The 26,931-nt window shown below is 70.9% G+C and carries 23 protein-coding genes and 1 pseudogene; 9 read left to right on the top strand and 15 right to left on the bottom strand.

Annotated elements, in window-relative coordinates:
• Positions 1-237: 237 nt before the first annotated feature.
• Positions 238-1,290: a phosphatase PAP2 family protein gene (locus J5V16_RS24595; protein ID WP_208497781.1), complete on the top strand. Its 1,053-nt coding sequence runs from the start codon at positions 238-240 to the stop codon at positions 1,288-1,290.
• Here the strand turns inward: J5V16_RS24595 and purM are convergent.
• The 3 genes from purM to J5V16_RS17375 form a co-directional block, all read right to left on the bottom strand.
• The gene (gene purM, locus J5V16_RS17385; RefSeq protein WP_208497780.1) at positions 1,256-2,335 is read right to left on the bottom strand and encodes a phosphoribosylformylglycinamidine cyclo-ligase; all 1,080 of its coding nucleotides are present in this window, start codon (positions 2,333-2,335) and stop codon (positions 1,256-1,258) included. The two genes, J5V16_RS24595 and purM, sit on opposite strands and share 35 nt — an antisense overlap.
• On the bottom strand, positions 2,332-3,846 hold the full coding sequence (gene purF, locus J5V16_RS17380; RefSeq protein WP_208497779.1) for an amidophosphoribosyltransferase: 1,515 nt from the start codon (positions 3,844-3,846) through the stop codon (positions 2,332-2,334). Before purF ends, purM begins: the two co-directional genes overlap by 4 nt.
• Before the next feature lie 524 nt (positions 3,847-4,370).
• Complete coding sequence (locus J5V16_RS17375; protein ID WP_243901366.1) at positions 4,371-6,362, bottom strand: carboxypeptidase regulatory-like domain-containing protein; 1,992 nt, start codon at positions 6,360-6,362, stop codon at positions 4,371-4,373.
• A gap of 280 nt (positions 6,363-6,642) precedes the next feature.
• Between J5V16_RS17375 and J5V16_RS24590 the strand changes: the two genes are divergently transcribed.
• On the top strand, positions 6,643-6,984 hold the full coding sequence (locus J5V16_RS24590; protein ID WP_243901394.1) for a sterol carrier family protein: 342 nt from the start codon (positions 6,643-6,645) through the stop codon (positions 6,982-6,984).
• Between the two features lie 62 nt (positions 6,985-7,046).
• Here the strand turns inward: J5V16_RS24590 and purL are convergent, their stop codons facing one another.
• The 4 genes from purL to purB all read right to left on the bottom strand — a co-directional run bounded on the left by purL (position 7,047) and on the right by purB (position 11,801).
• Positions 7,047-9,323: a phosphoribosylformylglycinamidine synthase subunit PurL gene (gene purL / locus J5V16_RS17365; protein ID WP_208497776.1), complete on the bottom strand. Its 2,277-nt coding sequence runs from the start codon at positions 9,321-9,323 to the stop codon at positions 7,047-7,049.
• Positions 9,320-10,018 carry a phosphoribosylformylglycinamidine synthase subunit PurQ gene (gene purQ, locus J5V16_RS17360; RefSeq protein WP_208497775.1) on the bottom strand — a complete coding sequence of 233 codons (699 nt, stop codon included), beginning with the start codon at positions 10,016-10,018 and terminating at the stop codon, positions 9,320-9,322. Before purQ ends, purL begins: the two co-directional genes overlap by 4 nt.
• Complete coding sequence (purS, locus tag J5V16_RS17355) at positions 10,015-10,275, bottom strand: phosphoribosylformylglycinamidine synthase subunit PurS (protein ID WP_208497774.1); 261 nt, start codon at positions 10,273-10,275, stop codon at positions 10,015-10,017. Before purS ends, purQ begins: the two co-directional genes overlap by 4 nt.
• A gap of 107 nt (positions 10,276-10,382) precedes the next feature.
• Positions 10,383-11,801, bottom strand: coding sequence for an adenylosuccinate lyase (purB, locus tag J5V16_RS17350; RefSeq protein ID WP_208497773.1), 1,419 nt, complete (start codon positions 11,799-11,801; stop codon positions 10,383-10,385).
• A 114-nt stretch (positions 11,802-11,915) separates the two neighbouring features.
• On the opposite strand from purB, the gene purD reads away from it, so the two are divergent.
• Positions 11,916-13,136 carry a phosphoribosylamine--glycine ligase gene (gene purD, locus J5V16_RS17345; protein ID WP_208497772.1) on the top strand — a complete coding sequence of 407 codons (1,221 nt, stop codon included), beginning with the start codon at positions 11,916-11,918 and terminating at the stop codon, positions 13,134-13,136.
• A 53-nt stretch (positions 13,137-13,189) separates the two neighbouring features.
• Here the strand turns inward: purD and J5V16_RS17340 are convergent, their stop codons facing one another.
• The 4 genes and pseudogenes from J5V16_RS17340 to J5V16_RS17325 all read right to left on the bottom strand — a co-directional run bounded on the left by J5V16_RS17340 (position 13,190) and on the right by J5V16_RS17325 (position 16,137).
• Positions 13,190-13,834, bottom strand: a complete 645-nt coding sequence (locus tag J5V16_RS17340; RefSeq protein ID WP_408612484.1) for an ABC transporter ATP-binding protein — start codon at positions 13,832-13,834, stop codon at positions 13,190-13,192.
• 28 nt (positions 13,835-13,862) lie between these two features.
• Positions 13,863-14,288: pseudogene (locus J5V16_RS17335) on the bottom strand (lactococcin 972 family bacteriocin); the annotation flags it as partial.
• A gap of 83 nt (positions 14,289-14,371) precedes the next feature.
• Positions 14,372-14,692: a helix-turn-helix domain-containing protein gene (locus J5V16_RS17330; protein ID WP_208497769.1), complete on the bottom strand. Its 321-nt coding sequence runs from the start codon at positions 14,690-14,692 to the stop codon at positions 14,372-14,374.
• Positions 14,693-14,916: 224 nt separating this feature from the next.
• Entirely contained in the window at positions 14,917-16,137 is a 1,221-nt protein-coding gene (locus J5V16_RS17325) for an arginine deiminase (RefSeq protein ID WP_208497768.1), read from the bottom strand.
• A 93-nt stretch (positions 16,138-16,230) separates the two neighbouring features.
• Between J5V16_RS17325 and J5V16_RS17320 the strand changes: the two genes are divergently transcribed.
• A complete protein-coding gene (locus J5V16_RS17320) occupies positions 16,231-16,692 on the top strand; it encodes a hypothetical protein (RefSeq protein WP_208497767.1) in 462 nt (153 codons plus the stop codon).
• A 48-nt stretch (positions 16,693-16,740) separates the two neighbouring features.
• Here the strand turns inward: J5V16_RS17320 and J5V16_RS17315 are convergent, their stop codons facing one another.
• The 3 genes from J5V16_RS17315 to J5V16_RS17305 all read right to left on the bottom strand — a co-directional run bounded on the left by J5V16_RS17315 (position 16,741) and on the right by J5V16_RS17305 (position 19,745).
• Positions 16,741-17,160 carry an RNHCP domain-containing protein gene (locus tag J5V16_RS17315; protein ID WP_208497766.1) on the bottom strand — a complete coding sequence of 140 codons (420 nt, stop codon included), beginning with the start codon at positions 17,158-17,160 and terminating at the stop codon, positions 16,741-16,743.
• An 11-nt stretch (positions 17,161-17,171) separates the two neighbouring features.
• A complete protein-coding gene (locus J5V16_RS17310) occupies positions 17,172-17,531 on the bottom strand; it encodes an RNHCP domain-containing protein (RefSeq protein WP_208497765.1) in 360 nt (119 codons plus the stop codon).
• 318 nt (positions 17,532-17,849) lie between these two features.
• Positions 17,850-19,745 carry a hypothetical protein gene (locus J5V16_RS17305; RefSeq protein ID WP_208497764.1) on the bottom strand — a complete coding sequence of 632 codons (1,896 nt, stop codon included), beginning with the start codon at positions 19,743-19,745 and terminating at the stop codon, positions 17,850-17,852.
• 222 nt (positions 19,746-19,967) lie between these two features.
• On the opposite strand from J5V16_RS17305, the gene J5V16_RS17300 reads away from it, so the two are divergent.
• The 3 genes from J5V16_RS17300 to J5V16_RS17290 all read left to right on the top strand — a co-directional run bounded on the left by J5V16_RS17300 (position 19,968) and on the right by J5V16_RS17290 (position 24,015).
• A complete protein-coding gene (locus J5V16_RS17300; RefSeq protein WP_208497763.1) occupies positions 19,968-20,897 on the top strand; it encodes a hypothetical protein in 930 nt (309 codons plus the stop codon).
• 561 nt (positions 20,898-21,458) lie between these two features.
• Positions 21,459-22,430, top strand: a complete 972-nt coding sequence (locus tag J5V16_RS17295) for a serine hydrolase (RefSeq protein WP_208497762.1) — start codon at positions 21,459-21,461, stop codon at positions 22,428-22,430.
• Positions 22,431-22,653: 223 nt separating this feature from the next.
• The gene (locus J5V16_RS17290) at positions 22,654-24,015 is read left to right on the top strand and encodes an FAD-binding oxidoreductase (RefSeq protein WP_208497761.1); all 1,362 of its coding nucleotides are present in this window, start codon (positions 22,654-22,656) and stop codon (positions 24,013-24,015) included.
• Between the two features lie 320 nt (positions 24,016-24,335).
• On the opposite strand, the gene J5V16_RS17285 is transcribed toward J5V16_RS17290, so the two are convergent.
• Positions 24,336-25,190, bottom strand: coding sequence for an aminotransferase class IV (locus J5V16_RS17285; protein WP_208497760.1), 855 nt, complete (start codon positions 25,188-25,190; stop codon positions 24,336-24,338).
• Between the two features lie 236 nt (positions 25,191-25,426).
• Between J5V16_RS17285 and J5V16_RS17280 the strand changes: the two genes are divergently transcribed.
• Positions 25,427-25,867 carry a Fur family transcriptional regulator gene (locus J5V16_RS17280; RefSeq protein ID WP_208497759.1) on the top strand — a complete coding sequence of 147 codons (441 nt, stop codon included), beginning with the start codon at positions 25,427-25,429 and terminating at the stop codon, positions 25,865-25,867.
• Positions 25,864-26,919 (top strand): CAF17-like 4Fe-4S cluster assembly/insertion protein YgfZ, encoded by a 1,056-nt coding sequence (ygfZ, locus tag J5V16_RS17275; protein ID WP_208497758.1) that lies wholly within the window; start codon positions 25,864-25,866, stop codon positions 26,917-26,919. Before J5V16_RS17280 ends, ygfZ begins: the two co-directional genes overlap by 4 nt.
• The last annotated feature ends 12 nt before the right edge of the window (positions 26,920-26,931 follow it).

Genomic DNA, 26,931 nt, shown 5'->3' with positions numbered 1-26,931 from the left:
CACATTCGGAGTAACGCCGGGGTTTCGGTGGAACGTGACCGGTATCGCGGAGTATCGGCGCAGCTCAATCCTGCTGCGTCCCAAACCACACCATATATACCGACCTGATAACAAATTCGGTCCAGTTCGGGTGTGGCGGCATCAAAATTCACTTTCGCAGGCGAACATCCATCTATGCCTTCTGAATCGAACCGGTCGACGACCGCGCGCAGGAGCGCGGGGATCACGGACCGAGGTGTGACTGTCCGTGACGACGCGTTCGTCGGTCAGATCATCACGCCGCTGCGCCGCTACATCCCCGTGGGCTGGTTCGACTGGGAACCGTACGGGAAGCGCCCCAAGAGCTGGTGGCCCGACCTCTTCATGTTCCTCGGGTTCCTCGCCCTCGCGTTCTTCGTGAGCTACCCGTCGTGGCTCGTGCGCCTCGACATCGAGGTGCGCCTGTGGGCCGTGGACGCGAACGACGTGGAGTGGCTGGCGAACATCGCGAAGGGCGGGGCCGAGTTCGGCCAGGCCCGCACGGTCGCGACGGTCACGCTGCTCATCGCGATCTGGTGCGCGCTCCGCTCGCGGTCGATCCGGCCGCTGCTGATGTACGTCATCTCGTTCATCACGCTCGCGAGCATCCTCGGCATGAAGCACCTGCTCGGCCGCCCGCTCTCGCAGCACCCGTTCGCGCTGTTCAAGGTCTCCCCGGAAGGGCCGCTGCTCTTCACGTACCACCCCGAGGGCGGCGGCCCCAACATCGTCGACGCCACGGCGTTCCCCTCCGGGCACGCCGTGAACTCGATCCTGCTGTTCGGCCTCATCGTGATGCTCATCGGCCACGTGATCCCCGCGTGGGCGCGCTGGACGCTGCTCATCGCCCCGCCGGTGATCGTGTTCTGCTCGCAGGTGTTCCTCGGCCAGCACTGGCTCTCCGACGAGCCGGCCGGGTTCCTGCTGGGCCTCATCATCATCCGCATGGCCAAGCGCGTGCCGTGGCACACGATCCCGCTCGGCCCACTCTCGGTGTTCGACCCCGCGACGCGGCGCACGATCCTGATCTCGGTGCTGCTCATCCTCGGCGTCATGCTCACGCCGACCCTGCACCTGGTGCCGGCGCTCATCGCCGCCGCGGTGCTGCCCACGCTCGGCCTGATCTGGCTGTGGCTCAGCACGAAGGCGAAGCAGCACCGGGACGCGCTCGAAGCGGCCGAGGCGGAGGCCGCCGGCCTGGACGGGCGGGAGGCCGGGTCCGAGGACCCGGGGATCCCTAGCCAGCCGTCAGATACTCACCCGCGAGGGTGACGCCGCCGGGGCCTTCGGTGACCTCGCCGATGGTCCAGGCCTCGACGTGGCGGGCGGTGAGCACCGCCAGCGAGCGGTCCACCTGGTCGGGCGCGACGATGGCGACCATGCCGACGCCCATGTTGAAGGTGCGCTCCATCTCCTCGCCGCCGATGCCGCCGACGCGCTGCACGACGTCGAACACCGGGTTCGGCGTCCACGTGCCGCGGTCGACCTCGATCTGGAGGCCTTCGGGGACGGACCGGATGAGGTTGCCGGCGAGCCCGCCGCCGGTTATGTGCGCGAAGGCGTGCACGTCGCACTCCTTGGCGAGCTCGAGGCAGTCCTTGGCGTAGATGTGGGTCGGGGTCAGCAGCTCCTCGCCGAGGGTCCGCTGGTTGCCGAACTCGGGCACGACCGTGTCGAGCTCCATCTTGCCCACGCCGAACAGGGCCTCGCGCACGAGCGAGAAGCCGTTGGAGTGGACACCGGAGGCGCGCATCGCGATCGCGACGTCGCCGGGCTTGACGCGCTCGGGGCCGAGCAGCTGGTCGGCCTCGACGACGCCCACGCCGGTGGCGGAGATGTCGTAGTCGTCGGGCTTCATGACGCCCGGGTGCTCGGCGATCTCGCCGCCGATGAGCGCGCAGCCGGCCCAGCGGCAGCCGTCGGCGATGCCGCCGCCGATCGCGGCGATCTTCTCCGGCACGACCTGGCCGGTGGCGATGTAGTCCAGGAGGAACAGGGGCTCGGCGCCGCACACGACGAGGTCGTCGACGACCATCGCGACGAGGTCGATGCCGACCGTGTCGTGGATGTCCATCTTCTGGGCGATGACGAGCTTGGTGCCCACGCCGTCGGTCGAGGAGGCCAGCAGCGGCTTCTTGTACTTCTCGGTGTCGAGCGCGAACAGCCCGGCGAATCCGCCGATCCCGCCGACCACCTCGGGCCGGACGGTCTTCTTGATCAGGGGCTTCAGGGCGTCGACCGCCCGGTCGCCGGCGTCGATGTCGACGCCCGCGGACTGGTAGGAGATGGTCCTCGGAGTGGTGGTGCCGCTGCTCACGCTGTGGTCCCTTCCCGCACTTGCGTGCTCGCTTCGGTCGATCGGACGCCGGGCTTCGATGCCTGGGGCGCTTCCATGAGGTGCTTGCCGATCAGATCGGAAGCGGGCAGTTCGATGGGGTACTGGCCGTCGAAGCAGGCCATGCAGAGCCGGGACGCGGGCTGCTCGGTGGCGCGCACGAGGCCTTCCATCGAGACGTAGCCGAGGGAGTCCGCGCCGATCTGGGCGCGGATGCCGTCGGTGTCGAGCGATCCGGCGATGAGCTCGGCGCGGGTGGCGAAGTCGATGCCGTAGAAGCACGGCCACTTAACCGGCGGCGCGGAGATGCGGATGTGGACCTCGACCGCGCCCGCTTCGCGGAGCATCCGGACGAGGGCGCGCTGGGTGTTGCCGCGCACGATCGTGTCGTCGACGATCACGAGGCGCTTGCCCTTGATCTGGTCGACGAGCGGGTTGAGTTTCAGGCGGATGCCCAGCTGGCGCAGCGACTGCGAGGGCTGGATGAAGGTCCGGCCCACGTACTGGTTCTTGGTGAACCCCTGGCCGTAGGGGATCCCGGACTCCTCGGCGAATCCGATCGCGGCCGGGATGCCGGACTCGGGGACGCCGATGACGAGGTCGGCGTCGGCCGGGTACTCGCGGGCGAGGGTGCGGCCGACCTCGACGCGGGTGGCGTAGACGTTGCGTCCGGCCAGCTTCGTGTCGGGGCGGGCGAGGTAGACGTACTCGAACAGGCAGCCCTTGGGCTCGGGGTTCGCGAAGCGGGTCGAGCGCAGGCCGTGCTCGTCGATGGTGAGCAGCTCGCCCGGCTCGACCTCGCGCACGAAGTGCGCGCCGATCGTGTCGAGCGCGGCGGTCTCGGAGGCGACGGCCCAGCCGGAGGCGAGGCGGCCGAGGACGAGCGGGTGCACGCCCTGCGGGTCGCGGGCGGCGTACAGCGTGTTCTCGTCCATGAAGACGAGGCAGAAGGCACCGCGCAGCTGCGGGAGCACGCGCTCGGCGGCGGCCTCGACGGACTCGTCCGGATGCGCGGCCAGGAGCGCGGTGATGAGGTGCGTGTCGGAGGTGGTGCCGCCCATGTCGATGCCGAGGCGGTCGACCTCCTTGACGAGATCGGCGGTGTTCACCAGATTGCCGTTGTGCGCCAAGGCGATCGCGGTGCCCGTCGAGGTCGACCGGATGGTCGGCTGAGCGTTCTCCCAGGTGGAGGCGCCGGTGGTGGAGTAGCGGGCGTGGCCGATGGCCAGGTGGCCCTGGAGGGGCGCGAGGGTGGACTCGTCGAAGACCTGGGCGACGAGGCCGAGGTCCTTGTAGACGACGGTGCGCGCGCCGTCCGAGACGGCGATGCCCGCGGCTTCCTGGCCGCGGTGCTGCAGCGCGTAGAGCCCGAAGTAAGTGAGTTTCGAGACCTCTTCCCCGGGGGCCCAGATGCCGACGACGCCGCAGGCGTCGCGGGGGCCGGGACTGTCGGGATCGAGTTCCGTGGTGAGTCGACCGTCACCTCGGGCCACTGCAACTCCTCAGTTTGCTGGGCTGAGTCGATGGCTCACGAGCCGCGTCGCGGCATCCAACGATGCTGCACGCGAGCTTCGACCATCTGGCGGAACCGCCATTCACAGTCTATCGGACCTGCGGGAAGTCGCCACCGTCCAACAACGGCCGTTGTGGGCCGGACCCCTCGCTGAAGAGGTGAAACTCACCGCATACCGGCCTACGGGGGCCGGATTCACCCGTCCGTGAAAGCGATCACGCCAGGCAGCGGTTCCCGCCTCGGTCCGCCGGAAGCCGCCCCGCCGCCGTTTCGAACACCTCGACGTCGCACCCGCCTGCCACCCTCGGTATCGGGGGCGCTTCGGAACCCGCGGCCTAGAGATGCGGCGTGCCCGCGAACCGCCGACTCCGCCCGCCGCCGATCTTCGAACACTGGAATGTCGTACCCCGATGCGACTCTTGGACCAGCCGCCAGACCACCCCTCGAAGGGAAACGCCGTGCCGGGCAATGCCCGGCACGGCGTTTCAGTAGTCCCTGCGGCTGCTACCAGGAGCGGGGGCGGTCGTCCCACTCGCCCCAGTTTCGGCGCTCGCCGCGCTGGTCCTGGTCGTCGCCCTCGCGGTTCGGCTCGCCGCCATACGGCGCGGCCGGCGGCTGGGGCTGGTCCCCGTACTGCGGCATCGGCCGGGTCGCCCCGAAGTCGCCTGCGGGCGGCTGTTCTTGCGGCGCATACGGGTCGCGGCGCGGAGCACTCGAGTACGAGTCGCTGCGCGGCGCGCTCGGCGCGCCGTAGCCCTGCTGGCCGCCCTGGGCGCCGTAGGCCTGCGAGCCCGGCCCGTACTGGGGCGCGCTCGGCGAACCCTGCGGACCGTAGCTCTGGTCGCGCGGCGCGCTCGGCGCGCCGTAACCGGAGTCCTGCGGAGCGCTCGGCGCGCCGTAACCCGAGTCGCGGGGCGCGCTGCCCGGCTGCTGCGGGTCGAACATCGAACCGGTCGCGGGCGGCGGCGTGGGCGCCGGGTGCGGGCGGGTCGAACCCAGGTCGCCGTACGGGCTCGGCGAGCCGGCCGGCGACGGCCCCGGGTGCGGCCGGGTCGCGCCCGGGTCGGCGAAGGCGCTCGGCGGGGCCGAGTGGCGCGCGTCGCCGTACGGGCTGGGCGGGGCCGCCGGCGGCTGCGACAGGTTGGCCTGCGGCATGATCTGCGTCGCGTCGGAGGCGCCGGGCCCGCCCGGCGTCTTGACGACCGGGAGGATCGTCGTCCCGTCGGGGCCGACCTGGCCACCCGGCATGCCCGGCGCAGCGCCGAAGCCGCCCTGCGGCATGACCTGCGTCGAGTCCGAGCCGCCGCCGTACGCGGGGCCGAACTGGGTCGGGGCGGCGCCCGCCCCGTCGACGAGGCCGCCGGGGTGGATCATCGTCGGCGCGTCCGAACCGGGCGCGGGTCCGGCCTGGTACACGCCGGGCGTCCCGACCTGGGCCGCGGTCGGCGTGTGGTCCGGCGGAGTGTCGGGCGCGAAGCTCTCCCCGTCGTCGTCCTTGTCGTCCTTGCCGCCGCGCAGCAGGAAGAAGATGCCGACGATGCCGCCGACGACCAGGAGCGCGCCGATGATGATGAGGAAGATGAGGGTCCCGGACATGCCGCCCTCGCCGTCGTCGGCGGGCGGCGGCGACGCTTCGGTCGTCTCCGGGGCCGGCGACTCAGCGGCGGCCGTGGTCTCCTCCGCCGTCGCGGAGAGCGTGATGTTCAGCGTGAATTCGTTGTTGCCTTCGCGGACGGTGAGGTCTTCCTCCTTGTCCTCGAACCCCTCCGCGGTGATCTTCAGCGTCATCTCGCCGGGCGCGATCGGGTTCGACGAGTCGCCGGTGAACTCGTACATGCCCTCGTCGTCGGTGGTGGTCTCGTGCGTCTCGCCCTCACCGTCGGTGAGCTCGAGCTCGGCGTCCGGCACCGGTTCGGCGTTCGAGGTGACCTCGCCCTTGATCGACGAGACGTTGGCGACCGTGGCGGTGCCGACGATGCTGAGGCCGCTCGACTGGGTCTGCCCCTCGAAGTCGACCGTGAAGTTCCCCGAGGCCTGCTCGCCGCTCGGCAGGTCCGACTCGGTCGCGGTGACGACCGAGAACGTGACGGTCCGCTGCCCGCCCGGCTCGACCGCCGCGCACTTGACCTTGTCGCCGTCCTCGCGGGTGCAGTAGCCCCCGCCGCCGTCGTTGTCGACCGCGGAGACGTAGTCGTTCAGCCCGTCGAGGCTCGCCTTCAGGGTGATGTCCTTGGGCTGCACCGGGTTGTTGTTCATGACCGTGAAGGAGACGACCGTGGCCTGGCCGCCGATCGAGACGGGGTTCGGGTTGAACGCCCCGTTGAACCACCCGGCGACGTCCTGCGCGGCCGCCGCCTGCGGGAACGCCAGGATGCCGAGGAGCACACCGCCCGCCGCGGCGAGGCCGGCCAGGCGCGCGCGCAGGCCACCCCGTCTTCCGCGCCGGGACCGCGGGACGTTAGTCTGGGTCCCGCTCGGTTCGGCCGCTACGGTCATCTACATCCCCTCCTGGGCATGTGCCATCCAGCGCCACTCGCGGCGATCTGCCACGGGCAGGCACGACGAACCCACGGAAGCGGGCCGTCGTCGCCACTATGCCTGGTCTCATTTCGGTCACGGGACCGGGGTGCAGGCACGGCGGCGTTCATTCGACACTCGCAAGTCGAGTGCTGTTCACCAACGGCACGATATACAAAGCACGCCCGTTCGGCGACATGCCGTAACGGGCAGTCTAACGTGGTTCGGAGGTCTCCCCGTGGACGCTGTGGTCGATGCCATGGCCGCGATCGACAACGACGAAGCGCCCGACCGCGAGACGCTCAAGGGCGCCGTCAGGGAGCTGCTGCAGGCGCTGGCCGCCAAAGCCCCAGGTCATTCCGTGGAAGTGCGGGTCCCGCCGTACGGCGCGGTGCAGTGCGTCGAGGGCCCCCGGCACCGCCGCGGCACGCCGCCGAACGTCGTGGAATGTCAACCCCTCGTGTTCCTCCTCCTCGCCACCGGCCGCACCGGGTGGCAGGAGGCGGTCGCCTCCGGCAAGGTCTCGGCCTCAGGCCAGCGCGCCGACCTCGGCGACCTGCTGCCGCTCGCGGCCCCCACCGGCGAACTCCTCGACGGATAGGCGCCATATATATACAGCGAACCGCCCCGGGGCCGAGAGCCCCGGGGCGGTTCGCTGGTGTCCTACTCGCCGAGGACGGCGCCGATGCGGCCCTTCCAGGACGCTTCGAGCTCGTCGAGGCTGATGTCGAACAGGTCCCGCAGGTGCAGGCCGTCGGTGTTCGCGTCGGTCACGCCCAGCGGCGTGATCGGCAGGTTCCGCTGTTCGCAGGCGGTGCGCACGGCCAGCTCCTGGCCGCGCGGGATCACCACGAGCACCCGCCCGGACGACTCCGAGAACAGGTACGTGAACGGGTCCGCGCCCTCCGGCAGGAGGATCTGCGCGCCGAGCCCGGTGTGGCAGATCGCCTCCACGAGCGCCTGCGCGAGCCCGCCCTCGGAGAGGTCGTGCGCGGCGGCGAGCTGCTCGGTCTCGGCCAGGCGCGAGAGGAGCTCGGCGAGCTTCATCTCGTGGTCGAGGTCGACGACCGGCGGGACGCCGCCGAGGTGGCCGTGCTTCACCGAGGCCCACTCCGAGCCGGAGAGCTCTTCGCGGGTCTCGCCGATGAGCGCGATCGTGTCGCCGGTCTTGCCCAGGCCGAGCGGGATGCGGCGGTGCACGTCGTCGAGCAGGCCGAGCACGCCGATGACGGGCGTCGGGTGGATCGCGTCGCGGCCGGTCTGGTTGTAGAACGAGACGTTGCCGCCGGTGACCGGGATGCCGAGCTTCTGGCAGCCGTCGGCGATGCCGGTGACGGCCCGCTCGAACTGCCACATGACGTGCGGGTCCTCCGGCGAGCCGAAGTTGAGGCAGTCGGAGACGGCGATCGGGGTCGCGCCGGTGACGGCGACGTTCCGGTAGGCCTCGGCGAGCGCCAGCTGCGCGCCCGTGTACGGGTCGAGCCGCGCGAAGCGGCCGTTGCCGTCCAGGGAGATCGCGATGCCCACGCCGGTGCGCTCGTCCAGGCGGACCACGCCCGCGTCGTGCGGGGTGCCGAGGACGGTGTTGCCGAAGACCGACGAGTCGTACTGCTCGGTGATCCATGACTTGTCGCACAGGTTGGGGCTGGCGGCCATGTCGAGGACGGTCTGGCGGATCTCCTCGGGCGTGGTCGGGCGCGGCAGCGTCTCGGCGCGGTCGACCGCGATGAGCTGCAGGTCGTTCGGCTCGGCGAGCGGCCGGTGGTAGACCGGGCCCTCGTCGGCGAGCGACTTCGGCGGGACGTCGACGACGGTCTGGCCGTGGAAGTCGATGACCAGGCGGCCGGTGTCGGTGACGGTGCCGATCTCGGTGGCGAGCAGGCCCCAGCGGCGCGAGCGGGCGAGGACTTCCTCCGCCTTGGCGGGGTCGACGATGAGGAGCATCCGCTCCTGCGACTCCGAGGCGAGGATGTCCTGCGGCTCCATGCCCTTGGCGCGCAAGGGGACCAGCTCGAGGTCGACGTGCATGCCGCCGTCGCCGGCGGCCGCGGTCTCGCTCAGGGCGCAGGTCAGGCCCGCGCCGCCCAGGTCCTGGACGCCCACGACGAGCCCGGCGTCGAACAGCTCCAGGCACACCTCGATGAGCAGCTTCTCGGTGAACGGGTCGCCGACCTGCACGCTCGGGCGCGCGTCGCCTTCACCGGTCTCGGAGAAGGTGGCGGAGGCGAGGACGGAGACGCCGCCGATGCCGTCGCGGCCGGTCTTGGCGCCCATGAGGATCACGGTGTTGCCGACGCCGCTGGCCTGCATCGACTGGAGGCGCGACCGCGGCAGGACGCCGACGCTGAGGGCGTTGACGAGCGGGTTGCCCTGGTAGCACGGGTCGAAGTAGGTCTCGCCGCCGATGTTGGGCAGGCCCACGCAGTTGCCGTAGTGGCCGATGCCGTCGACCACGCCCGGGAGGACCCGGGCGGTGTCGGGGTGGTCGATGGCGCCGAAGCGGAGCGAGTCCATGACCGCGATCGGGCGGGCGCCCATCGCGATGATGTCGCGGATGATGCCGCCGACGCCGGTCGCCGCGCCCTGCTTGGGCTCGACGTACGACGGGTGGTTGTGGGACTCGACCTTGAAGGTCACCGCCAGGTTCTCGTCGATCGCGACGACGCCGGCGTTCTCCCCGATGCCCGCGAGCAGGCGCGGGGTCTTCGGGTTCTTCTGCCCGAACTGGCGCAGGTGCACCTTGCTCGACTTGTACGAGCAGTGCTCCGACCACATGATCGAGTACATGGCGAGCTCGGACTGGGTGGGGCGGCGGCCCAGGATCTCGCGGATCCGCTGGTACTCGTCCTCTTTGAGGCCCAGTTCGGCCCACGGCTGCTTCTCGTCGGGGGTCGCGTCGGCGACGCCGACCGTGTCGACCGCGACGTTGAGGTGGCTCATCGGCTGACTCCACTGGTGTCGGCGGCCCCGGTGAGGTGGGCCAGGACGGAGGCGACGATCCCGAGGCCGTCGTTCGACGGGCCGGTCAGCTCGTCGACGGCGTGCTCGGGGTGGGGCATGAGGCCCACGACGTTCCCGGCCTCGTTCGTGACGCCGGCGATGTCGCGCATCGACCCGTTCGGGTTGTCGAGGTACCGGAAGACCACGCGGCCCTCCTCCTCGAGCCGGTCGAGGACGGCCTCGTCGGCGACGTACCGGCCCTCGCCGTGCTTGGCGGGGAACACTACTTCGGCGCCCGGCTCGTAGAGGCGGGTCCACGCGGTGCGAGAGGTCTCGACACGCAGGCGCGCGGGACGGTTGCGGTAGCGCAGGTGGGCGTTGCGCACGAGCGCACCCGGCAGCAGGTGCGACTCGCACAGCACCTGGAAGCCGTTGCACACCCCGAGGACGGGCATCCCCTGGGCAGCGGCGGCCTTCACGGTGTCCATCACCTGCGAGAAGCGGGCGATCGCGCCGCAGCGCAGCGCGTCCCCGTAGGAGAACCCGCCCGGCAGGAACACGGCGTCGACCTGCCCGAGGGCGGCGTCGTCGTGCCACAGGCCGACCGGTTCGCCCCCTGCCAGGCGCACCGCGCGGGCGGCGTCCCGGTCGTCGAGCGAGCCGGGGAAGGTCACGACCCCGACGCGCGCGCTCATGCGCCCTCGATCGGGCTGCGCTCTACGGTCACCGAGAAGTTCTCGATGACCGGGTTGGCCAGGAGCTGGTCGGCGATCACGCGCGACTGCTCCTCGACGTTCTGGGCGTTCTCGTCGAACTCGATCTCGACGCGCTTGCCGATCCGCACCGACGACACGTCGTTCACGCCGAGGCGCGGCAGCGCCCCGAGGACGGCCTCGCCCTGGGGGTCGAGGATTTCGGACTTCAGCATCACGTCGACCACTACACGGGCCACGGGCGCACTCCTGTCGGTCACATGGACGGGACAACAGGGCAAGCATATTCACCGGCCCTGACCAGGGCCAGCGCCGAGCTACGAGGACGGTGCCAGGTCACAGCGAGTCATAGGATGTTTCCCGGCCGGTAGGACGCGGCCTCAGGGTGCGATTTCGCCGCCATTGCCACTCTTTCGGCTACACGGTCCACCTGATCGCCTGCGGCGCCGATGAATTCACCCGGATTCGCGACGAGCGCGTCGAGCCCGGCCCGGTCGAGGGGCAGGCGGGGGTCGGCGGCGAGCCGGTCGAACAGGTCGTTCTCGCGCTGGCCGGACTCGCGCATGGCGCGGGCGACGGCGACGGCGTGCTCTTTGATGGCCTCGTGCGCGTCTTCGCGGCCCCCGCCCTGCTTGACGGCCGCCATGAGGACCTTTGTGGACGTCAGGAAGGGGAGGTAGCGGTCGAGTTCGGCGCCGATGACGGCCGGGTACGCCCCGAAGTTGTCGAGGATCGTGAGGAAGGTCTCAAACAATCCGTCGACGGCGTAGAAGAGGTCGGGGAGGGCGACGCGCCGGACCACCGAGCAGGAGACGTCCCCTTCGTTCCACTGGTCGCCGGCGAGCTCGCCGAGCATCGCGGCGTACCCGCGCACGACCACGGCGAGGCCGTTGACGCGCTCGGAGGAGCGGGTGTTCATCTTGTGCGGCATCGCGGACGAGCCGACCTGGCCGGGCATGAACCCCTCGGTGGCGAGCTCGGCCCCGGCCATGAGCCGGATGGTGAGCGCGGCGGAGGAGGGGCCGGCGACGGCCTGGACGAGCGCGGAGCCGACCTCGTAGTCGAGCGAGCGCGGGTAGACCTGGCCGACCGAGTCCATGACGCGTTCGAACCCGAGGTGGGCGGCGACGCGGGTCTCGAGCTCGGCGAGTTTCGCGGTGTCTCCGTCGAAGAGGTCGAGCATGTCCTGCGCGGTGCCCACGGGGCCCTTGATGCCGCGCAGCGGATAGCGCTTGAGCAGGTCCTCGATGCGGTCGAGCGCGGCGAGGAGCTCCTCGGCCCAGGTCGCAAACCGCTTCCCGAGGGTGGTGGCCTGGGCGGGCACGTTGTGGCTGCGCCCGGCCATGACGAGGTCGCGGTGCTGCGCCGCGCGGGCGGCGAGGCGCACGAGCGCGGCCACGAGGCGGTCGCGCACGAGCTCGAGCGACTGGCGGACCTGCATCTGCTCGACGTTCTCGGTGAGGTCGCGGCTGGTCATGCCCTTGTGGATGTGCTGGTGGCCGGCGAGGTCGGAGAACTCCTCGATGCGGGCCTTCACGTCGTGCTTCGTGACGCGCTCGCGGTCGGCGATCGAGGCGAGGTCGACCTGGTCGAGGACGCGCTCGTAGGCGGCGACCACGCCGTCGGGGACGGTCACGCCGAGGTCGTGCTGGGCCTTGAGCACGGCCAGCCACAGGCGCCGCTCGGCCTTGATCTTGCCGACGGGGTCCCAGATGTCGCGCATCGGGGCGGAGGCATAACGCTCGGCGAGCACATTCGCAGTCACGCGCCCATCATGACAGTGCCCACACGCGGCCGGGCCGCCTGCGGCGGTCCCGAGTTGCGGGAACCACTCGGCGTGGCGGTTAACCTGCACGTATCCGCCACGTAAACTGGGCTTGTGCGAGTACTCCTGATCGGCTCCGGCGGCCGCGAGCACGCCCTCGCGGCGTCGCTGGCCGAGGACGAATCCGTCACCAAGCTCATCTGCGCCCCGGGGAACCCCGGCATGGCCGCCCTGGGCGACTGCGTGCCGGTGAACCAGACCGACCCGGCCGCCGTGGCCTCCCTGGCGGTGACCTCCGCGGCCGACCTCGTCATCGTCGGCCCCGAGGCCCCGCTGGTCGCGGGCGTCGCCGACGCGGTCCGCGCGAAGGGCATCCCGGTCTACGGACCGAGCGGCGAGGCCGCCCTCATCGAGGGCTCGAAGGCCTTCGCGAAGGAGGTCATGGCCGCCGCCGGCGTCCCGACCGCCGCCGCGCGCGTCTGCAAGACCCGTGAAGAGGCCGAGGCCGCGCTCGACGAGTTCGGCGCGCCCTACGTCGTCAAGGACGACGGCCTCGCCGCCGGCAAGGGCGTCGTCGTCACCGACGACCGCGCCCAGGCCCTCGCCCACGCCCTCGAGTGCGAGCGCGTGGTCATCGAGGAGTACCTGGACGGCCCCGAGGTCTCCCTCTTCGTCGTCAGCGACGGCAAGCACGCCAAGGCGCTGCTGCCCGCCCAGGACTTCAAGCGCATCGGCGACGGCGGTACCGGCCCCAACACCGGCGGCATGGGCGCGTACACGCCGCTGCCGTGGGCCCCGGACGACCTCGTGGCCGAGATCATGGAGCGCGTCGCCGAGCCGACCCTGGCCGAGCTCGCCGGGCGCGGCATCCCGTTCGTCGGCACCCTCTACTGCGGCCTGGCCCTGACCTCGAAGGGCCTCAAGGTCGTCGAGTTCAACGCCCGCTTCGGCGACCCGGAGATCCAGGCGGTGCTCGCCCTCCTGGAGTCCCCCCTCGGCAAGCTGCTCCACGCTGCGGCGACCGGCAGGCTCGAGGACTTCGGCAGCCTGTGGTGGCGCGAAGGCGCGGCCGTGTGCGTCGTCGTCTCCAACGAGGGCTACCCGGGCACCACCGTCACGGGCCGCCCGCTCTACGGCGCGGACGAGGCGGGCGTCTTCCACGCCGGCACCGCGCTCGACGCCTCCGGGCAGCTCATCGCCACCGGCGGCCGCGTCCTCAACTGCGTCGGCACGGGCGCCTCGGTCGCCCAGGCCCGCCAGGAGGCCTACGCCCTCGCCGAGGGCGTCAAGCTCGAAGGCGGCTACTACCGCAAGGACATCGCCGCGAACATCTAGCGCGGCAAGCAAAACGGAGGGCCGGACGCATCGCGTCCGGCCCTCCGCGCCGTTCAGCCCGTGTAAGCGTCTACGGCGACGACCTCGTCGCACTGGTCGCGCACCCAGTCGTCGTGGGTGGCGATCACGACGCACGCTCCGTCGTCGGCCATCTCGCGCAGCAGCCGCACCACGGTCTCGGTGTTGCCGTGGTCCAGGGCCCCGGTCGGCTCGTCGGCGAGCACCAGCTTGGGCCGCTTGACCAGCAGGCGGGCCAAGGCCACCCGCTGCTGTTCGCCGCCGGACAGCCGGCTCACCCGCTCGTCGTCGCGCCCCGCCAGCCCCACTCGTTCGAGCGCATCGGCGGCGACGCTGCGCGCCTTGCCGCCTCGCACTCGGCGGACGCGGAGCGCCACGTCGAGGTTCTGCGCGATGGTCGCGTTCTCGACCAGTGCGTAGTTCTGGAACAGGTAGCCGAGGACGTCGCGCCGGAACCGCCGCGTCACGCCCGGGCCGAGCCGGGTGAGGTCCCGGTCGCCGTAGCGGATCTCGCCGCCGGTCGGCTTCTCGAGCAGGCCGAAGCAGTTCAGCAGCGTGGACTTCCCCGACCCGCTGGGGCCGGTCAGCGCGGTCATCCGCGCCGGTTTCAGGTGCAGGTCGAGGCCGCTCCAGAGCTTTCGCTCGCCGAAGGCCATCTCCAGGGTTCGGGTCTCCAGCACTGCGGTGCCTCCATCGGTAGTCATGCTGCTATGCCTCGCTCGCGCCGTCGCGGACCACGCGGCGATGGGTGAACGCCAGTGCGGCGATCACGCCGCCGACCGCCACGAGCCCGAGCAGGCCCATCGACGTCCACTCGGGGACGCCGAGTGTCGGAGTCGCGAACGGGGGCCGCTCGCCGTACATCCGGTGGATCTCGCGGTTCTGCGACCAGACCTGGTACGGCAGCCAGGCGAGCAACACGAGGAGGACGCCGAGCTCGAAGGACATGAGCAGTCGGTGCACCGCCGTGTACCGCCAGCCGTTCACATGGCGGGCGAAGATCCACTGCGCGTGCTGCCGGGTGTGCACGAGCACGGTCCCGATGCCGGTGATGACGAGCACGAGGGCCGCCGCGAAGGCGCTGGCCGTGTGGCAGTTGGAACCGTGGTAGTAGTCCGACCAGACCATATGATTCCCGGACTGACTTCAGTCTTTCAGGTGCGTCCGCGAGTGGCAAGTGCGCCAAGGCATGTTGGCGGTGCACCGCCAGTCTCACATCACCGTTGCCGATCCGTGAGTTTTTTTGCGCCTCCGGCGCAGTCGCAATGCTCGTCATTCATATGCGATTCGGAATGGACTTTCAAATCCTCGCTGGTTATCACGCGGCGGTCGAAGGCGAGCAGGAGCATCACCTCGCGGTTCTTCGCCTTCAATGCCCTGCGCGCGCTCGCGATCTCGCGCTCGACTGAGCGCTGCGAGAGGTAGAGGCGTGCCGCGATCTCCGAATTGGTCATCCCTTTCGCGATGCAGACCAGTACCTCGCGTTGCCTCTCGGTGAGGCGGTCAGCTTGATGCAGTCCGGGGTCAGACTTACTCATGTGCCCTTCCGCGTTGCCGGCTCCCCCGAGGGGAGGAAGAAGCGTTCAGCAACTCAGCGTAACAGCATCCGCCTACGCGATAGGTACACAATATTCGCAATCCACATGAAAGGGCTGCACCTCAAGGGGACTGACACCACCGCCAGGGCGGCGACGAAAGCACCTGCACACGCGAAACGGAGGGCCGGACGCGATGCATCCGACCCTCCGCCGTGTTCAGACGCCTACGCGCCCAGGGGGTCCCGGGAGACCGGGCAGGACATGCAGCGCGGGCCGCCGCGGCCTGAGCCGAGTTCGGAGCCGGCGATGGTCATGACCTTGATGTCGGCGCGTTCGAGGCGCGCGTTCGTGACCGTGTTGCGCTCGTAGGCGACCGCGAGGCCGGGCGCGAGGGCGAGGGTGTTGTTGCCGTCGTCCCACTGCTCGCGCTCGGCGGTGACCACGTCGCGCGCGCCGGTGTGGATGATCTCGATCCGGTCGACGCCGATGGCCTCGGCCGCCGCGTCGAGGAACCGCTTCGGGCCCTGGATGTCCAGGGTCTCGCCCCCGTCGGCGCTGGTGAGCGTGTACGCCTCCAGGCGCTGCTCGGCCGGGGCGTACATGACCATGCGGTCGCGGTCGACCATGGTGCACACCGTGTCGAGGTGCATCGTGGCGCGGCGCTGCGCGATCGGGACGACCAGCACCGTGCGGATGCGGCCGTGCGCGAACGCCTTGCGCGCCAGACGCTCCGCGCCCGCCGGAGTGGTGCGCTCGCCGACGCCGACGGCCAGGACGCCGGGCGCGAGCGCGAGCACGTCGCCGCCTTCGAGGTGCTCGAGCGACGGGTCGTACAGCTTCGGCACCGCGGAGAAGCGCGGGTGATGGTGGTAGATCAGGCCGGTCAGGGTGGTCTCGCGCCGACGTGCGGGCATCGCGAGGCTGGTCACGGCTACCGCGTCGCCGATCCAGACGGCCGAGTCCCGCGTGAACATCATGTTCGGGAGCGGGTCGATCACGAACTCGGTGGGCCGCATCATCTTGTGCCGCAGCGAGGTCGAGGAGCCGAACTCCTCCTTCGTCAAGCCCTCCACCAGGACCGCCGCGAGCCGTTCGGGCTCGAGGTCGGCCAGGTACGCCGCGAGCTCCCGCCCGAGCGTCTGCCCCAGCCGCGGGTCGGCGGTGACCGACACGCTCACGGCCGCGCGGGCTTCGGGGATCTCGAGGCTCTCGGCGAGCAGCGCGCCGATGTACAGGACCTCGACGCCGTGCTCGAGGAGCGTCCCGGCGAACCGGTCGTGCTCGGCCTGGGCCCGTTCGACCCAGGGGATCCCGTCGAACAGCAGCGCGCCGTTGTTGCGGGGGGTCAAGCGGCGCAGTTCGCCTCCGGGGCGGTGGAGCACGACACTGCGAAGGCGCCCCACCTCGGAATCGACACCGAAAGCGGGCGCGTCGTCAGCACTCATGATCTGAGGGTAGACGCGCGGGGGACGAAGATCAACTTATCTCTGTTAACGTGGACAGACTGAGCGTTACGAACTACCCCCGGGACGCCCACATTGACACAACTCGAACTCGTCATCCCGCTGCGGCACTCCGGTCCCGGACCCGACGGCAGGAGGCTCGATCCGGCGCTGGCCACCTGGCGCACCGCCGTGGCCGCCAGCGCCGACCCGTGCCTGCTCCTCGCGGCCGACACCCGGATCGTCGCCACCTCCCGGGCCGCCCGCCGAATACTCGGCTTCGGCCCCTCAGTCGACGTCGAGATGCCGCGCTTCCTGGACGCCGGCATCAGGTTCCTCGACTTCACCGCCGGCGCCCACCCGCTCGTCGACTCCGAACTCGCCCGCCTCGCGCCCGTCCAGACCCTCCAGACCGACGCGCTCGAACGCAGCCTCATGCGCATCGAGCAGCGCGGCGTCCACCGCACCTTCGACGTCACGTCGTCGCCGCTGCACTCGCCGCCGCGCCTCGACGCGGTCGGCTCCCTGACGTTCCTCACCCCGATGGGACCGTCATAGGCGGCCGCCGCGCAGCGCGAAGCACCACGCGGCGGCCGTAACCGGTGTTCAGAGGGCGAGCAGCGTCCGGCTCGCCCGCTCAGTGTCCTGCAACGGCTTGAGCGCCAACCGCATCAAGGCGACGACGCTGTCGTCGCCCGCGATGCGGTTCGTGCTCAGCTCGCCGCACGAGCGGCACTGGTGGACGATCATCCACTCGCCGTCGGGACGGGCGAAGATCGCCACCGCCTCCATCCGCCCGCGGCACGCCGCGTCCCGGTCGCCCGGGATGCGGCGGTCCACGTGCAGACTCGCGAGGCAGTTCGGGCAGTGGTTGCGGTGCGCGGTCCCCGGAGCGACCACCGATACGGTCAGACGGCAACCGACGCAGCGGAAGTCGTTCCCCCGGTGGCCGCCGCCGGCGTGCAGGACCTCCTTGTGGCGCTGGCGCCGCTGCGCGTCGTCGCGCGGCCTGGTGCGTCGTGGCATCGTCGCACCCCCTACAGGCTGCCGAGCGCTTCGAGCGGGAACGGCGGCTGCGCGAGCGGGCGCACCGCCATGCGCATGAGCATGAGCTGGTTGTCGTCCGCGCACACGGGATTGGAGGTGAGCTCGTCGCACCGCACGCAGCGGTGGACGAGCATCCAGTCGCCGGTCCGCAGGACGGCGATGGCGATCGGGGTCATCCGCCCCTCGCAGTCGCTCGGCCCGCCCTCGACATGGTCGGTGACGTGCCGCGAGTGCAGGCAGGACGGGCAGTGGTTGCGCACCGAATCGTCGGCGGCGTTCCTGGTGACGGTGAGACCGCACCAAGCGCAGGTGAACGTGTGGATCTTGAGCGTGTTGCCGGTGTTCGACACCTCGGGGCTCCTTGCTGGAGGAAATCGGGAATGACAGCAAGAGAGGCCGAGCGGCCTTCGGAGGGCGCGCGCGTCCGGCGCCTGCGGCGCAGGCGTTCACGGAGCGAGGCGACGCTGCGGCACCGCGCCCGATCGCCGCACGGGAGATGCGGCGGACAGGGTCTTACGCGGTGCGGGGAGGCGCACTCGGCGCACACCGGGACATCAACACTGCTTTCTAGGGCCGCAAGGGACCCGAACACCGGACCGCGATCTGCGGATCCGCGATCACGGTAGGACGGACGCGAAAACCCTGTCAACGGGTTTTCGCGCCCCCGGTCAGCCGGCGTTGAGGTCGTAGATCACGGCGGTCTCCGTGCGCTCCACCTCGACCCCGTACGGGTCGATGGCCGTGTCCAGGCCGTCCCAGTCGCTGCCCGGGAGCGAGCCCGGCAGGACCACGACGGTCTCGATCCCCGCCTCGCGCAGGGACGTGATCGCGTCCTCGCCCGGGAAGCCCATCGACATCGATTTGAGGCCCGCCTGCTCGTCCGGCGTGAACGCCGCGACGCCGTTGGCGACCTCCGGGAAGCCGTCGATCGACCAGTACTGGACCTTCGTGTCGCCCCCGCCCGCGGGCAGGAACAGCACGGGTCCTTCGAGTTCGGACATGTCGACGGGCGCCTCCGGCACCTCGGCGTACGGCGCCACGGTCATCCCCTCCCACAGGACGAGGAAGACCGGCAGGAACAGCAGCGCGTGGATCCGCCTGGGCGCCTTCACCTTCAGGCGCTTGTCGACGCGGGCGCGGTGCGCCAGTTCGTCGGCGTCGTCGGCGATGCGCGTGAGTGTCCCCGCCGCCAGCACCGCCAGGATCAGCGTCAGGTAGATCGCCAGTCGGCCCGGCGTGCGGATCGCGTCCCAGCCCGGCGCGTACTCGTACAGCAGCGCCCACGCCCACGAGCCGTCGTCGAGGAAGTTGGGGCCCATGGCGATCGCGAACACGACCGCGCCGCCCAGCGCGAGCCACACGCGCTGCCAGCCCGTCCAGCACGACCACACCAGGCCCGCCATCGCCAGCGCGAACAGCGTGAAGCCCACCAGGAGCGCCTGCTCGGGCGCCCACGTCAGCTCGGCGCGGGCGGCCTCGTGCGCCTCGCCCCACACGCGGGACTCCTGGGGCGCGATGATGAAGCTCTGCCAGGTGGGGGCGAACCACTTGATGTACGCGATGTCGCGGATCGCCTCGGGGTAGTTCTCGGCGACCACGGCGTGCTTGTCGGCGATCCACAGCACGCCGAGGCTGAACACGGAGCCGCCGACGCCGTTGGCGGCCAGGGTCTGCCAGCGCAGGCGCGGGCGCTTGGCGAGCCAGTGGAGGCCGACGACGACGCCGATGCCGAGGAGCAGGTAGACGAAGGGGATGCCGAGTCCGGCGCCGATCGCGAACTGCCACAGGGCGGTGAGCCACCCGGCGATGATCCAGCCGGGCCGCTGCCGCTCCGGCTTGAAGCCTCCTCTGAGGGAGTAGCCATGGCCGCGGGCGAGCATCGCGAGGGCGAGGGCGATGCCGCCGCTGGAGAGGACCTGGAGGTGCCCGGCCTGTCCGAGTTTCCAAGGGGCGTAAGCGAAGGCCGCGGCGGCGACGGCGGAGCCGGCGACGCGGGCGCCGAGCTGGCGCAGGAGGGCGTATGCGCCGAGGAACGCGAGGGCGAACGTGCCGATGTAGAGCAGGTTGTAGACGACGAGCGCGCTGGTGGGGCTGGTGATGAAGAGCGCGGCGGGCGCGTAGCCCATGAGGGTGTCGGTGAAGAGGTAGGCGTCGTCGAGGGGCCAGAAGCTGTTGGTGTCCCAGATCCCGGCGGGGTTCTCGCGGAGGGCGTGGCCGACCCAGCCGAGGATGTAGGTCAGCAGCAGCGGGTCGCCGGTGTCGTGGGGGATGCGGTCGGTGAGGTGCCGGGCGAGCGGCCAGGTCATGGCGAGGGCGAGGAGGACGCTGCAGAGTCCGGCGAGGGTCCATTCGCTGCGGGCGGCGCGGCGCAGGGCGCGGCCGAGGGCCCGCCAGCGGCCGGGCCGGAGCGTCTCGGGCGGGTGCTCGCCGCCGGCGAAGCGCTGCCAGCGCTCGGATTCCTGGATGGTGGTGTCGCCGGTGCCGGTCCGGGGGCCTTCGCCGGGGGGCGTGGGCTCGGGCTCGCGGGTCGCGGCGGGCTCGGTGTCGGGCGCAGGTTTGGCCATGGGGTTCTCGCGGTCCCTCGCTCGGTGCTGTCACGGACATCCTACGGACGGGTGCGCCGCTCGATACGGGCGCATGAGGACGGATCGCGGTGGGCGCGGCGGATTCGGCGGGAGCGCGGCCGTCACCTTTCCCGCGCCCGCTCGTTGAACGCTGTTGAGACCTGATTCCCGCTAACGATCAGGTCGTGATCCGGTCGAAGACGCAGTTGGAGAGCCGCAGGTATGGGAAGTCACACCACGAAGCCCGGTAAGCAGTCCCGGGCCCAGACGCGTCCTCCGCTGCCGTACCCGGTGAGCGACGGCCGCGTCGCGCCCTCGATCCAGGAGGCCATGGACCGGCGCGCGCACCGGCGGAAGTCGCGCCTGGCGGCGATCTCGGCCGCCTCGATGCTGGCGGTCGGCGGCGCGGCCGGGGTGAGCATCGCGACGGCCGACGAGCCGGAGTCGGGCAGCAGCAGCGAGGTCGTGTTCAGCGGCGACTGCGGCACGCTCGGCCTCGTGTCGGCGACCTCCTCCCCTGACGCGTCGGAGCTGACGGTGGAGCAGGGTTCGCAGGTGCGGTACAGCAACGACCTGGGCACCGACGCGAAGCTGCACGTGGGCGACGAGGTGTACGACATCGGCTCGGGGGCGAGCCAGGTGTTCGAGATGAACCGCTCGGCCGAGGTGGCGATGGTCCCGAACTGCCACGGCCTGTTCGCCGAGTACGAGTCGGCGCAGGTCCGCGTGGTCGAGGCGCAGGCCGACGAGCGGCCGAACGAGGACGAGGCGGGCGAGGACGTCGCGCTGCCGCCGACGGGCGGCGCCGCCGATGACGATGCGCCCGAAGGCGACTCGCAGGACGAGGGCGACGCTGCCGCGGACGGCGGCGAGGCCCAGCAGGGCGAGGTCGCCGAGGATCCGGCCGCCGCGGCAGAGGAGCCCGCGGTGGAGGACGAAGAGGTCAACGCGTTCGGCCCGCCGCCTTCCGAGCATGATTCCGGCGCGGGCGGCGGCGACAGCCCGGCCGTCGATGTCGAGGTCGTCGCGGTCGACCCGAAGGCCGTGGCCGACGGCGCGAACGGCCTCTTGGCGCTGGTCGCGATCATCTGCCTGGTCGGCATGGCCGCCGCGGTGACGCGCACCCTTCTCAAGCAGCGGGCGACGGCGTGACGCCGGTGCCCGTCCCGAGCCCGGCGCCGCAGGCCGCCGCGACCGCTTCCGTTCCCTCCTCCCCGACCGTCGGCGCGCAGCCCGCGCCGCGGGCGCACTCGCACGGCGCGCAGGCGTCGGCGTGGGTGCCGGGGGGCAGGGTGCGGAACCGGCGCGACCGGCAGCGTGCGGCCCGGTGCCTCACCGGCCCCGACCAGGCCCGCGCTTCGCGGGCCTCCCGGTTGCGGCGCGGTGCGGTGGAGTCTCCGTGAGGCACTGCGGTTCCGGCGGTCGTTGATGGTCATTTCCTCCCCAGGTCCCATTTCGAGCGCCAGTCCCAGTGCCTCACGGCCCGCCGATACAGAGCTTTGAGCTGCGCCCGCCGTCGGCGGGCGCTTCGGCGTTGCGGGGCCGCCGACCGCGAGCGACCATGACGAGAGCAGCATCACCAGGTGATCCAGGCGGTGTTGTGCAACCGTTACGGAACTCTCAATCAACCCTGCTTGTGGTCGCTTCGATGACTGCTTTAGCGTGGGCCGCAGCATTTCGTTCGCGCCCCCGCACTGAAGCAAGGTTCCTGTTGTGACCTCCCCGCCCAAGCACGCCCCTTCGCGACGGCTCTGGCCCTTCCTGGTCGTCCCGGCGATCGCCGTGCTCATCGCGGCCGTGATCTACGTCGTGGACCTCTCCGGTGACGACGGCGGGGCCGGCGGGTCGGCCGCCGGGACCCTGCCCGGCTCCCAGCAGTCCGCCGACGAGGACTCCACGCTGCAGCCCTCGGAGGAGGAGCTGCGGCTGGCCGCGCAGAGCCGCCTGCAGGCCGACCTCGACGCCGCCGTCGGCGAGTACGTGGCGGGTCTCGAGGACGAGAACTTCTACGCCTCGGTCGCGGTGGACGACGCGGAGTTCCAGCTCGCGTACGAGGGCGACGTGCAGCACGACACGGCGTCGATCGTGAAGGTCGAGATCCTGACGATGGTGCTGGAGGCGTACGGGACGCTCGACGAGGTGCCGGACTGGCTGCTGGCGGCGGCCGAGTCGATGATCAAGGACTCGAGCAACGACGCCACGAACCAGATGCTGTACGGCGGCACGTTCGACGACGGGCACGACGCGATCCGGCAGGCGCACATCGACTACGGGCTCGCGAACACGAACCCGAACGAGACCGAGCAGTGGGGCAAGACGCAGACGACCGCGGTGGACCAGCTGCGGATGCTGGAGCTGGCGCTGTACGAGGGCGTGCTCGACGCCGAGCAGGTGGACTACGCGCGCTCGCTCATGGGCGACCTGGCGGACTCGCAGCAGTGGGGCGTCTCGGCCGCGGCGGCCGAGGACGAGACCGTGTGGATGAAGAACGGCTGGGACACGCGCGACGCGATGGGCGGCGAGTGGGTGGTGAACTCGATCGGCGTGATCGAGGGCGAGTCCGAGGAGCCGATCAAGATCGCGATCCTCACCGGCGGCTCGGCCACTGACGACGAGGGCATCGAGCGGGTCGAGGCGCTCGCGGAGATCATCCGCAAGGTCGTCGACACCGACCCGTACGCGTAGGCCGGTGGGCGGCCGCGCGCCGAGGATCGGCCCGCCGTCTCGCGGCCGCGGCCCGATCGCACTCGGCGCGTAGACACTCGTTCAGGTGACATTGCCGCCGCCGACGGCGATTTCGGCGGTTTCCTGTCGGACCCGGGCGGGAGATTTGCGGCGGACCCTTCTTTCCCCTCTAGTGGTGGGTGGGGGTTTGTGGATGGCCGATCGCGGGCTCTACCCTCGCGGGATGAGCGATCTGATCTCCGCGCTGCGCGGGGCCGGGCTGTCGCCCGTGACCGATGCCGATGTCCTGGCCGCGCATTCGGTGGACCACGCCGGGCTCGTGCCGCCCGGCCGGGCCGTGGCGCTCGTCCGTGCGACGTCGACGGCGGAGGTCAGCGCCGCCCTGCAGGTCGCCGCCGAGCTCGGCGTCCCCGTGGTGCCGCAAGGGGCCCGCACCGGTCTGGCGGGGGCGGCGACCGCGGTGGACGGGGCGATCCTCCTCGACGTCTCCCCCATGGACGAGATCCTCTCGATCGACCCGGTGAACCGCCTCGCGGTCGTGCAGCCGGGCGTGCTCAACGCCGCGATCACCAGCGCCGCAAGCGAATACGGGCTGCGCTACAGCCCCGACCCGGGCTCGTGGCAGATCTCCACGATCGGCGGGAACATCGCCACCGCGGCTGGCGGCATGTGCTGCGTCAAGTACGGGACCACCCCGGAGTACGTGCTGGGCCTCGAAGTCGTGCTCGCCTCGGGCGAGGTCATGCGCTGCGGCCGCGAGACCGCGAAGGGCGTCGCCGGGTACGACCTGGTGCGGCTGTTCTGCGGTTCCGAAGGGACCCTTGGGGTCATTACCGAGGCCACCGTGAAGCTCTCGCCGATCCCGGCCGGGCGGCTCACCCTCGCGGCGGTCTTCGGCACCACCGCCGACGCGGGGCGCGCCGTCACCGCGATCATGGCCGCGGGCGCGCAGCCGAGTCTGCTCGAGCTCATCGACAACGTGCACCTGCGGGCGCTGGAAGCCCTGCGCCCCATGGGGTTGCCGACCGAGGCCGCCGCGATGCTGCTCGTGGCCGCCGACGCGAACCCGGCGGAGGAGCTGGCCGCGATCGAGGCGCTCTGCACCGAGGCCGGCGCCTCGGAGGTCTACCGCGCCACCGACGCCGAGGAGGCCGACGCGCTCCTCGAGTCGCGGCGCAGCGCCTACCACGCGATGGAGCGGCTGGGCACGGTCCTGGTCGACGACATCGCGGTGCCGCGCTCGCGCCTGGCCGAAGCGCTCGACGGCGTGCGGGCCGCGGCTGCGAAGCACGGCGTGGTCATCGGCGTCATCGCCCATGCGGGGGACGGGAACCTGCACCCGAACATCATCGTCCACCCGGAGGACCCGGGCTCGCTCGAAGCCGGGCGGGCCGCGTTCGACGAGATCCTGGAGATGGCACTCGCCATGGGCGGCACCATCACCGGTGAGCACGGCGTGGGAATGCTCAAACGCGATTGGCTCGCAAAGGAACTCGACCCGGTGAATCTGGCGGTGCAGCGGCGGATCAAAAGCGCGCTCGACCCGCTCGGCATCCTCAACCCCGGCAAAGTCCTCGCAGGTTGAGTGCCTCGGACTCACACAACCTATGCGGCCGAGACGGTTTCGTGTCGTTCCTGTTACACGTTAATGGGGCCGCAGCGCTTGCCCATTCGCTGCGGCCCCGATAAAGTGGAGGAGCTCCACTTTTCATTGGCACCAGTAGGGCTGTGCCCGATTGCCCTTACTGGTTTTGTGCCCCCGGATTGTTCCGTGCCTCCCGGAAGACTGCCCATGTCCGTCCGTTTGGCTTGTCGGCGTGACCGGAACACTCATTACTATGAGGACCGTCTCTGGGCGTGGCCTGTGCTGAGCCTGAGAAGAACCTGGGAAACGATGTCAAACCGTTACTCAGGAACCTCGAAGCCCGCGAGTTTGTCCAGCTCAGCCGTGATGTCAGGGCGCTGCTCGACCGGCACGTCATCGATCTGGGTGATGAAGGCCACACCGCGTACGGAGGAGCTCAACCACGCCGCCTCGGCGTTCTTCAAGTCCTCCACCGAGATCAGCTTCTCCGCGGTCTTCAAGCCCGCCTTAGGGGCCTGCTCCAGCAGGTACGCGCTCGTCGTGCCCGGCAGGATGCCCGTCGAGGTCGGCGTGGTGCAGAGGGTCTCGCCCTCGAGCCACAGCAGCGACGAGGTCGGGCCCTCCAGGGCGAACCCGTCGGCCGATACCCACAGGGCGTCGTCCGCGCCCTGCGTCTTCGCCCAGCGGGTCACCGCCATCATCGACGCGTACGACAATGCCTTGACGCCGCCTAGAAGCCACGGGGCTTCGCCCCGCGCGTCGGCATTCACCCCCAAGGTCGCCGTGGCGATCTTCAAGCCGTCCCGGCGCGGCAGGATGCGCTCGCGCGGCACCGGGTCGACGGTGGCGTAGACCGTGGGCGGGCCGCCGTGCTCGCGGCCGCGGGTGGCGACCAGGCGCAGCGCGCCCTCGCCCTCGGCCCGCTCGCGCCAGGCGGCGAGCGCCTGCTCGGCGAGCTCGGCCATGTCCGCCTTCGCGGGCAGCTCGAACTCCATGCGGCGCGCGGAGTTCGCCATGCGGTCGAGGTGCTCCGAGAGCAGGAAGGCCTGCCCGGCGCGGACGTTGATGGTCTCGAAGACGCCGTCGCCCCGGAGGACTCCGAGGTCGTCGGCGCACAGGAGCGGCGCGTCGGAGTCGACGACGCCGCGGTGCAGTACTGCGGTCACTAGTGCCATGTGCTCATTCTGCCCCCGGTCACCGTCCGCAACACCCCACCCACCACCCCCCGCCCACCACAAGAGGGGAGAATACTGTGCCAGCGTGGCCGAGGGGTACGACAAGAACCGGCCCCCGCAGCCGCCATGTCACCCGAACGAGTGATCCGAGGGCGGCGCAAGCCGCGTGGGCGCGCGCTTCCGAAGCGGCGGCAGCGCAGGCGCTCGCTCAGCGGTCGGCGCAGTACGATGCACGTATGCCCACCGAAGCCGAGGCCGAGACCGAACTGGCGGCGGTGCTGCGCTCCAAGGGGCTGCGCATGACCGCGCAGCGCCAGCTCGTCCTGGAAGCCGTCCGCGCGCTCGGACACGCGACCCCCGAGCAGATCCACGAGCGCATCCGCGGCCAGGTCGAAGGCGTGAACATCACCACTGTCTACCGCACCCTCGACCTGCTCGAAGAACTCCAGCTCGTCTCGCACACCCACCTCTCCCACGGCGCCCCGACGTACCATCTGTCAGGCGACCGCGGCCACGCGCACCTCGTGTGCCACCGCTGCGGCCGGATCACCGAGGTCGACCCCTCCCTGTTCGCGAACGCGCGGGAGGAAGTCGCCGACACCTGCGGGTTCGTCATGGACATCGGCCACGTCGCCGTGTTCGGGACCTGCGCCGAATGCCTGGAGAAGCACGCATGACCGACATCGCGCCCTCACCGCTCCTGAACCTGCCCGGCGCCGTCGCCACCGACGCCGGCCGCACCGCCTGGCACTACGGCGGTCCGCTCACCGAGCAGCGCAAGGCGATGGAGTCCGGCGCGCTGTTCGACCGCTCCGACCGCGACCTCGTCTCCGTCACCGGCCCGGCCCGCCTCGAATGGCTGCACTCGCTCACCACCCAGCACCTCACCAGCCTCAAGCCGCACGAAGGCACCGAAGCGCTCGTCCTCTCCCCCACCGGCCGCGTCGAGCACCACATGAACGTCTTCGACGACGGCGCCACCACCTGGCTCGACACCGAGCCCGGCCGCGGCGAAGCGCTCCTGAAGTACCTGGAGCTCATGAAGTTCCGCACCGAGGTCGACATCCGCGACGAGAACGGCGCATGGGCGCTGTTCACCTACACGTTCAAGGACGCCGACGAAGCGGCGCCGACCGTGCAGCCCGTCCCCGCCGCGAAGTTCGTGCAGCGCGACATCCCGCTGAGCCCCACCGCGGTCTACCCCGGCGACGCGCTCGACACCACCGACGGCTGGATCCGCCGCACCGACGCGCTCGGCGTCCCCACCTTCGACCTGTGCGTCCGCCGCGAGGACGTCGAGACGTTCCTGCTCGGCGGCGACGCGGTCCCCGCCGGCACCTGGGCCTGGGACGCCGTCCGCGTCGCCGCGGGCCTGCCCGCCTTCGGGACCGACACCGACGAGAAGACCGTCCCGCACGAGGTCCCGCGCTGGATCGAACGCGCCGTCCACTTCAACAAGGGCTGCTACCGCGGCCAGGAGACCGTCGCCAAGGTCCACCACCTGGGCCAGCCGCCGCGCCGGCTCGTCATGCTCCACCTCGACGGCACGAGCGAGCAGCCGCCCGCCAACGGCACCCCGATCCTCTTGGTCGACAAGCAGATCGGCCTCATCGGCACCGCCGTGCAGCACTACGAGCTGGGCCAGATCGCGCTCGCCCTCGTGAAACGCGCCGTTGCCGCCGACACGGACGTGCGTCTCATCGTGGGCGATCAGGCAGCAAGTCTCTAGCCGCGCGACTAG

The organism is Glycomyces niveus (genome assembly GCF_017592475.1).
Taxonomy (GTDB): domain Bacteria; phylum Actinomycetota; class Actinomycetes; order Mycobacteriales; family Micromonosporaceae; genus Glycomyces; species Glycomyces niveus.
The sequence above is the reverse complement of the archived record's forward strand: the minus strand, read 5'-3'. Positions and strand labels throughout refer to the sequence as shown.

Excerpts from the sequence above, each read along its gene's own strand:
- J5V16_RS17375 (WP_243901366.1), bottom strand. The coding sequence starts at position 6,362 with ATGACCGTAGCGGCCGAACCGAGCGGGACCCAGACTAACGTCCCGCGG.
- J5V16_RS24590 (WP_243901394.1), top strand. The coding sequence starts at position 6,643 with ATGGCCGCGATCGACAACGACGAAGCGCCCGACCGCGAGACGCTCAAG.
- purL (WP_208497776.1), bottom strand. The coding sequence starts at position 9,323 with ATGAGCCACCTCAACGTCGCGGTCGACACGGTCGGCGTCGCCGACGCG.
- purQ (WP_208497775.1), bottom strand. The coding sequence starts at position 10,018 with ATGAGCGCGCGCGTCGGGGTCGTGACCTTCCCCGGCTCGCTCGACGAC.
- J5V16_RS17330 (WP_208497769.1), bottom strand. The coding sequence starts at position 14,692 with ATGAGTAAGTCTGACCCCGGACTGCATCAAGCTGACCGCCTCACCGAG.
- J5V16_RS17325 (WP_208497768.1), bottom strand. The coding sequence starts at position 16,137 with ATGAGTGCTGACGACGCGCCCGCTTTCGGTGTCGATTCCGAGGTGGGG.
- J5V16_RS17315 (WP_208497766.1), bottom strand. The coding sequence starts at position 17,160 with ATGCCACGACGCACCAGGCCGCGCGACGACGCGCAGCGGCGCCAGCGC.
- J5V16_RS17305 (WP_208497764.1), bottom strand. The coding sequence starts at position 19,745 with ATGGCCAAACCTGCGCCCGACACCGAGCCCGCCGCGACCCGCGAGCCC.
- J5V16_RS17300 (WP_208497763.1), top strand. The coding sequence starts at position 19,968 with ATGGGAAGTCACACCACGAAGCCCGGTAAGCAGTCCCGGGCCCAGACG.
- J5V16_RS17290 (WP_208497761.1), top strand. The coding sequence starts at position 22,654 with ATGAGCGATCTGATCTCCGCGCTGCGCGGGGCCGGGCTGTCGCCCGTG.
- J5V16_RS17285 (WP_208497760.1), bottom strand. The coding sequence starts at position 25,190 with ATGGCACTAGTGACCGCAGTACTGCACCGCGGCGTCGTCGACTCCGAC.
- J5V16_RS17280 (WP_208497759.1), top strand. The coding sequence starts at position 25,427 with ATGCCCACCGAAGCCGAGGCCGAGACCGAACTGGCGGCGGTGCTGCGC.
- ygfZ (WP_208497758.1), top strand. The coding sequence starts at position 25,864 with ATGACCGACATCGCGCCCTCACCGCTCCTGAACCTGCCCGGCGCCGTC.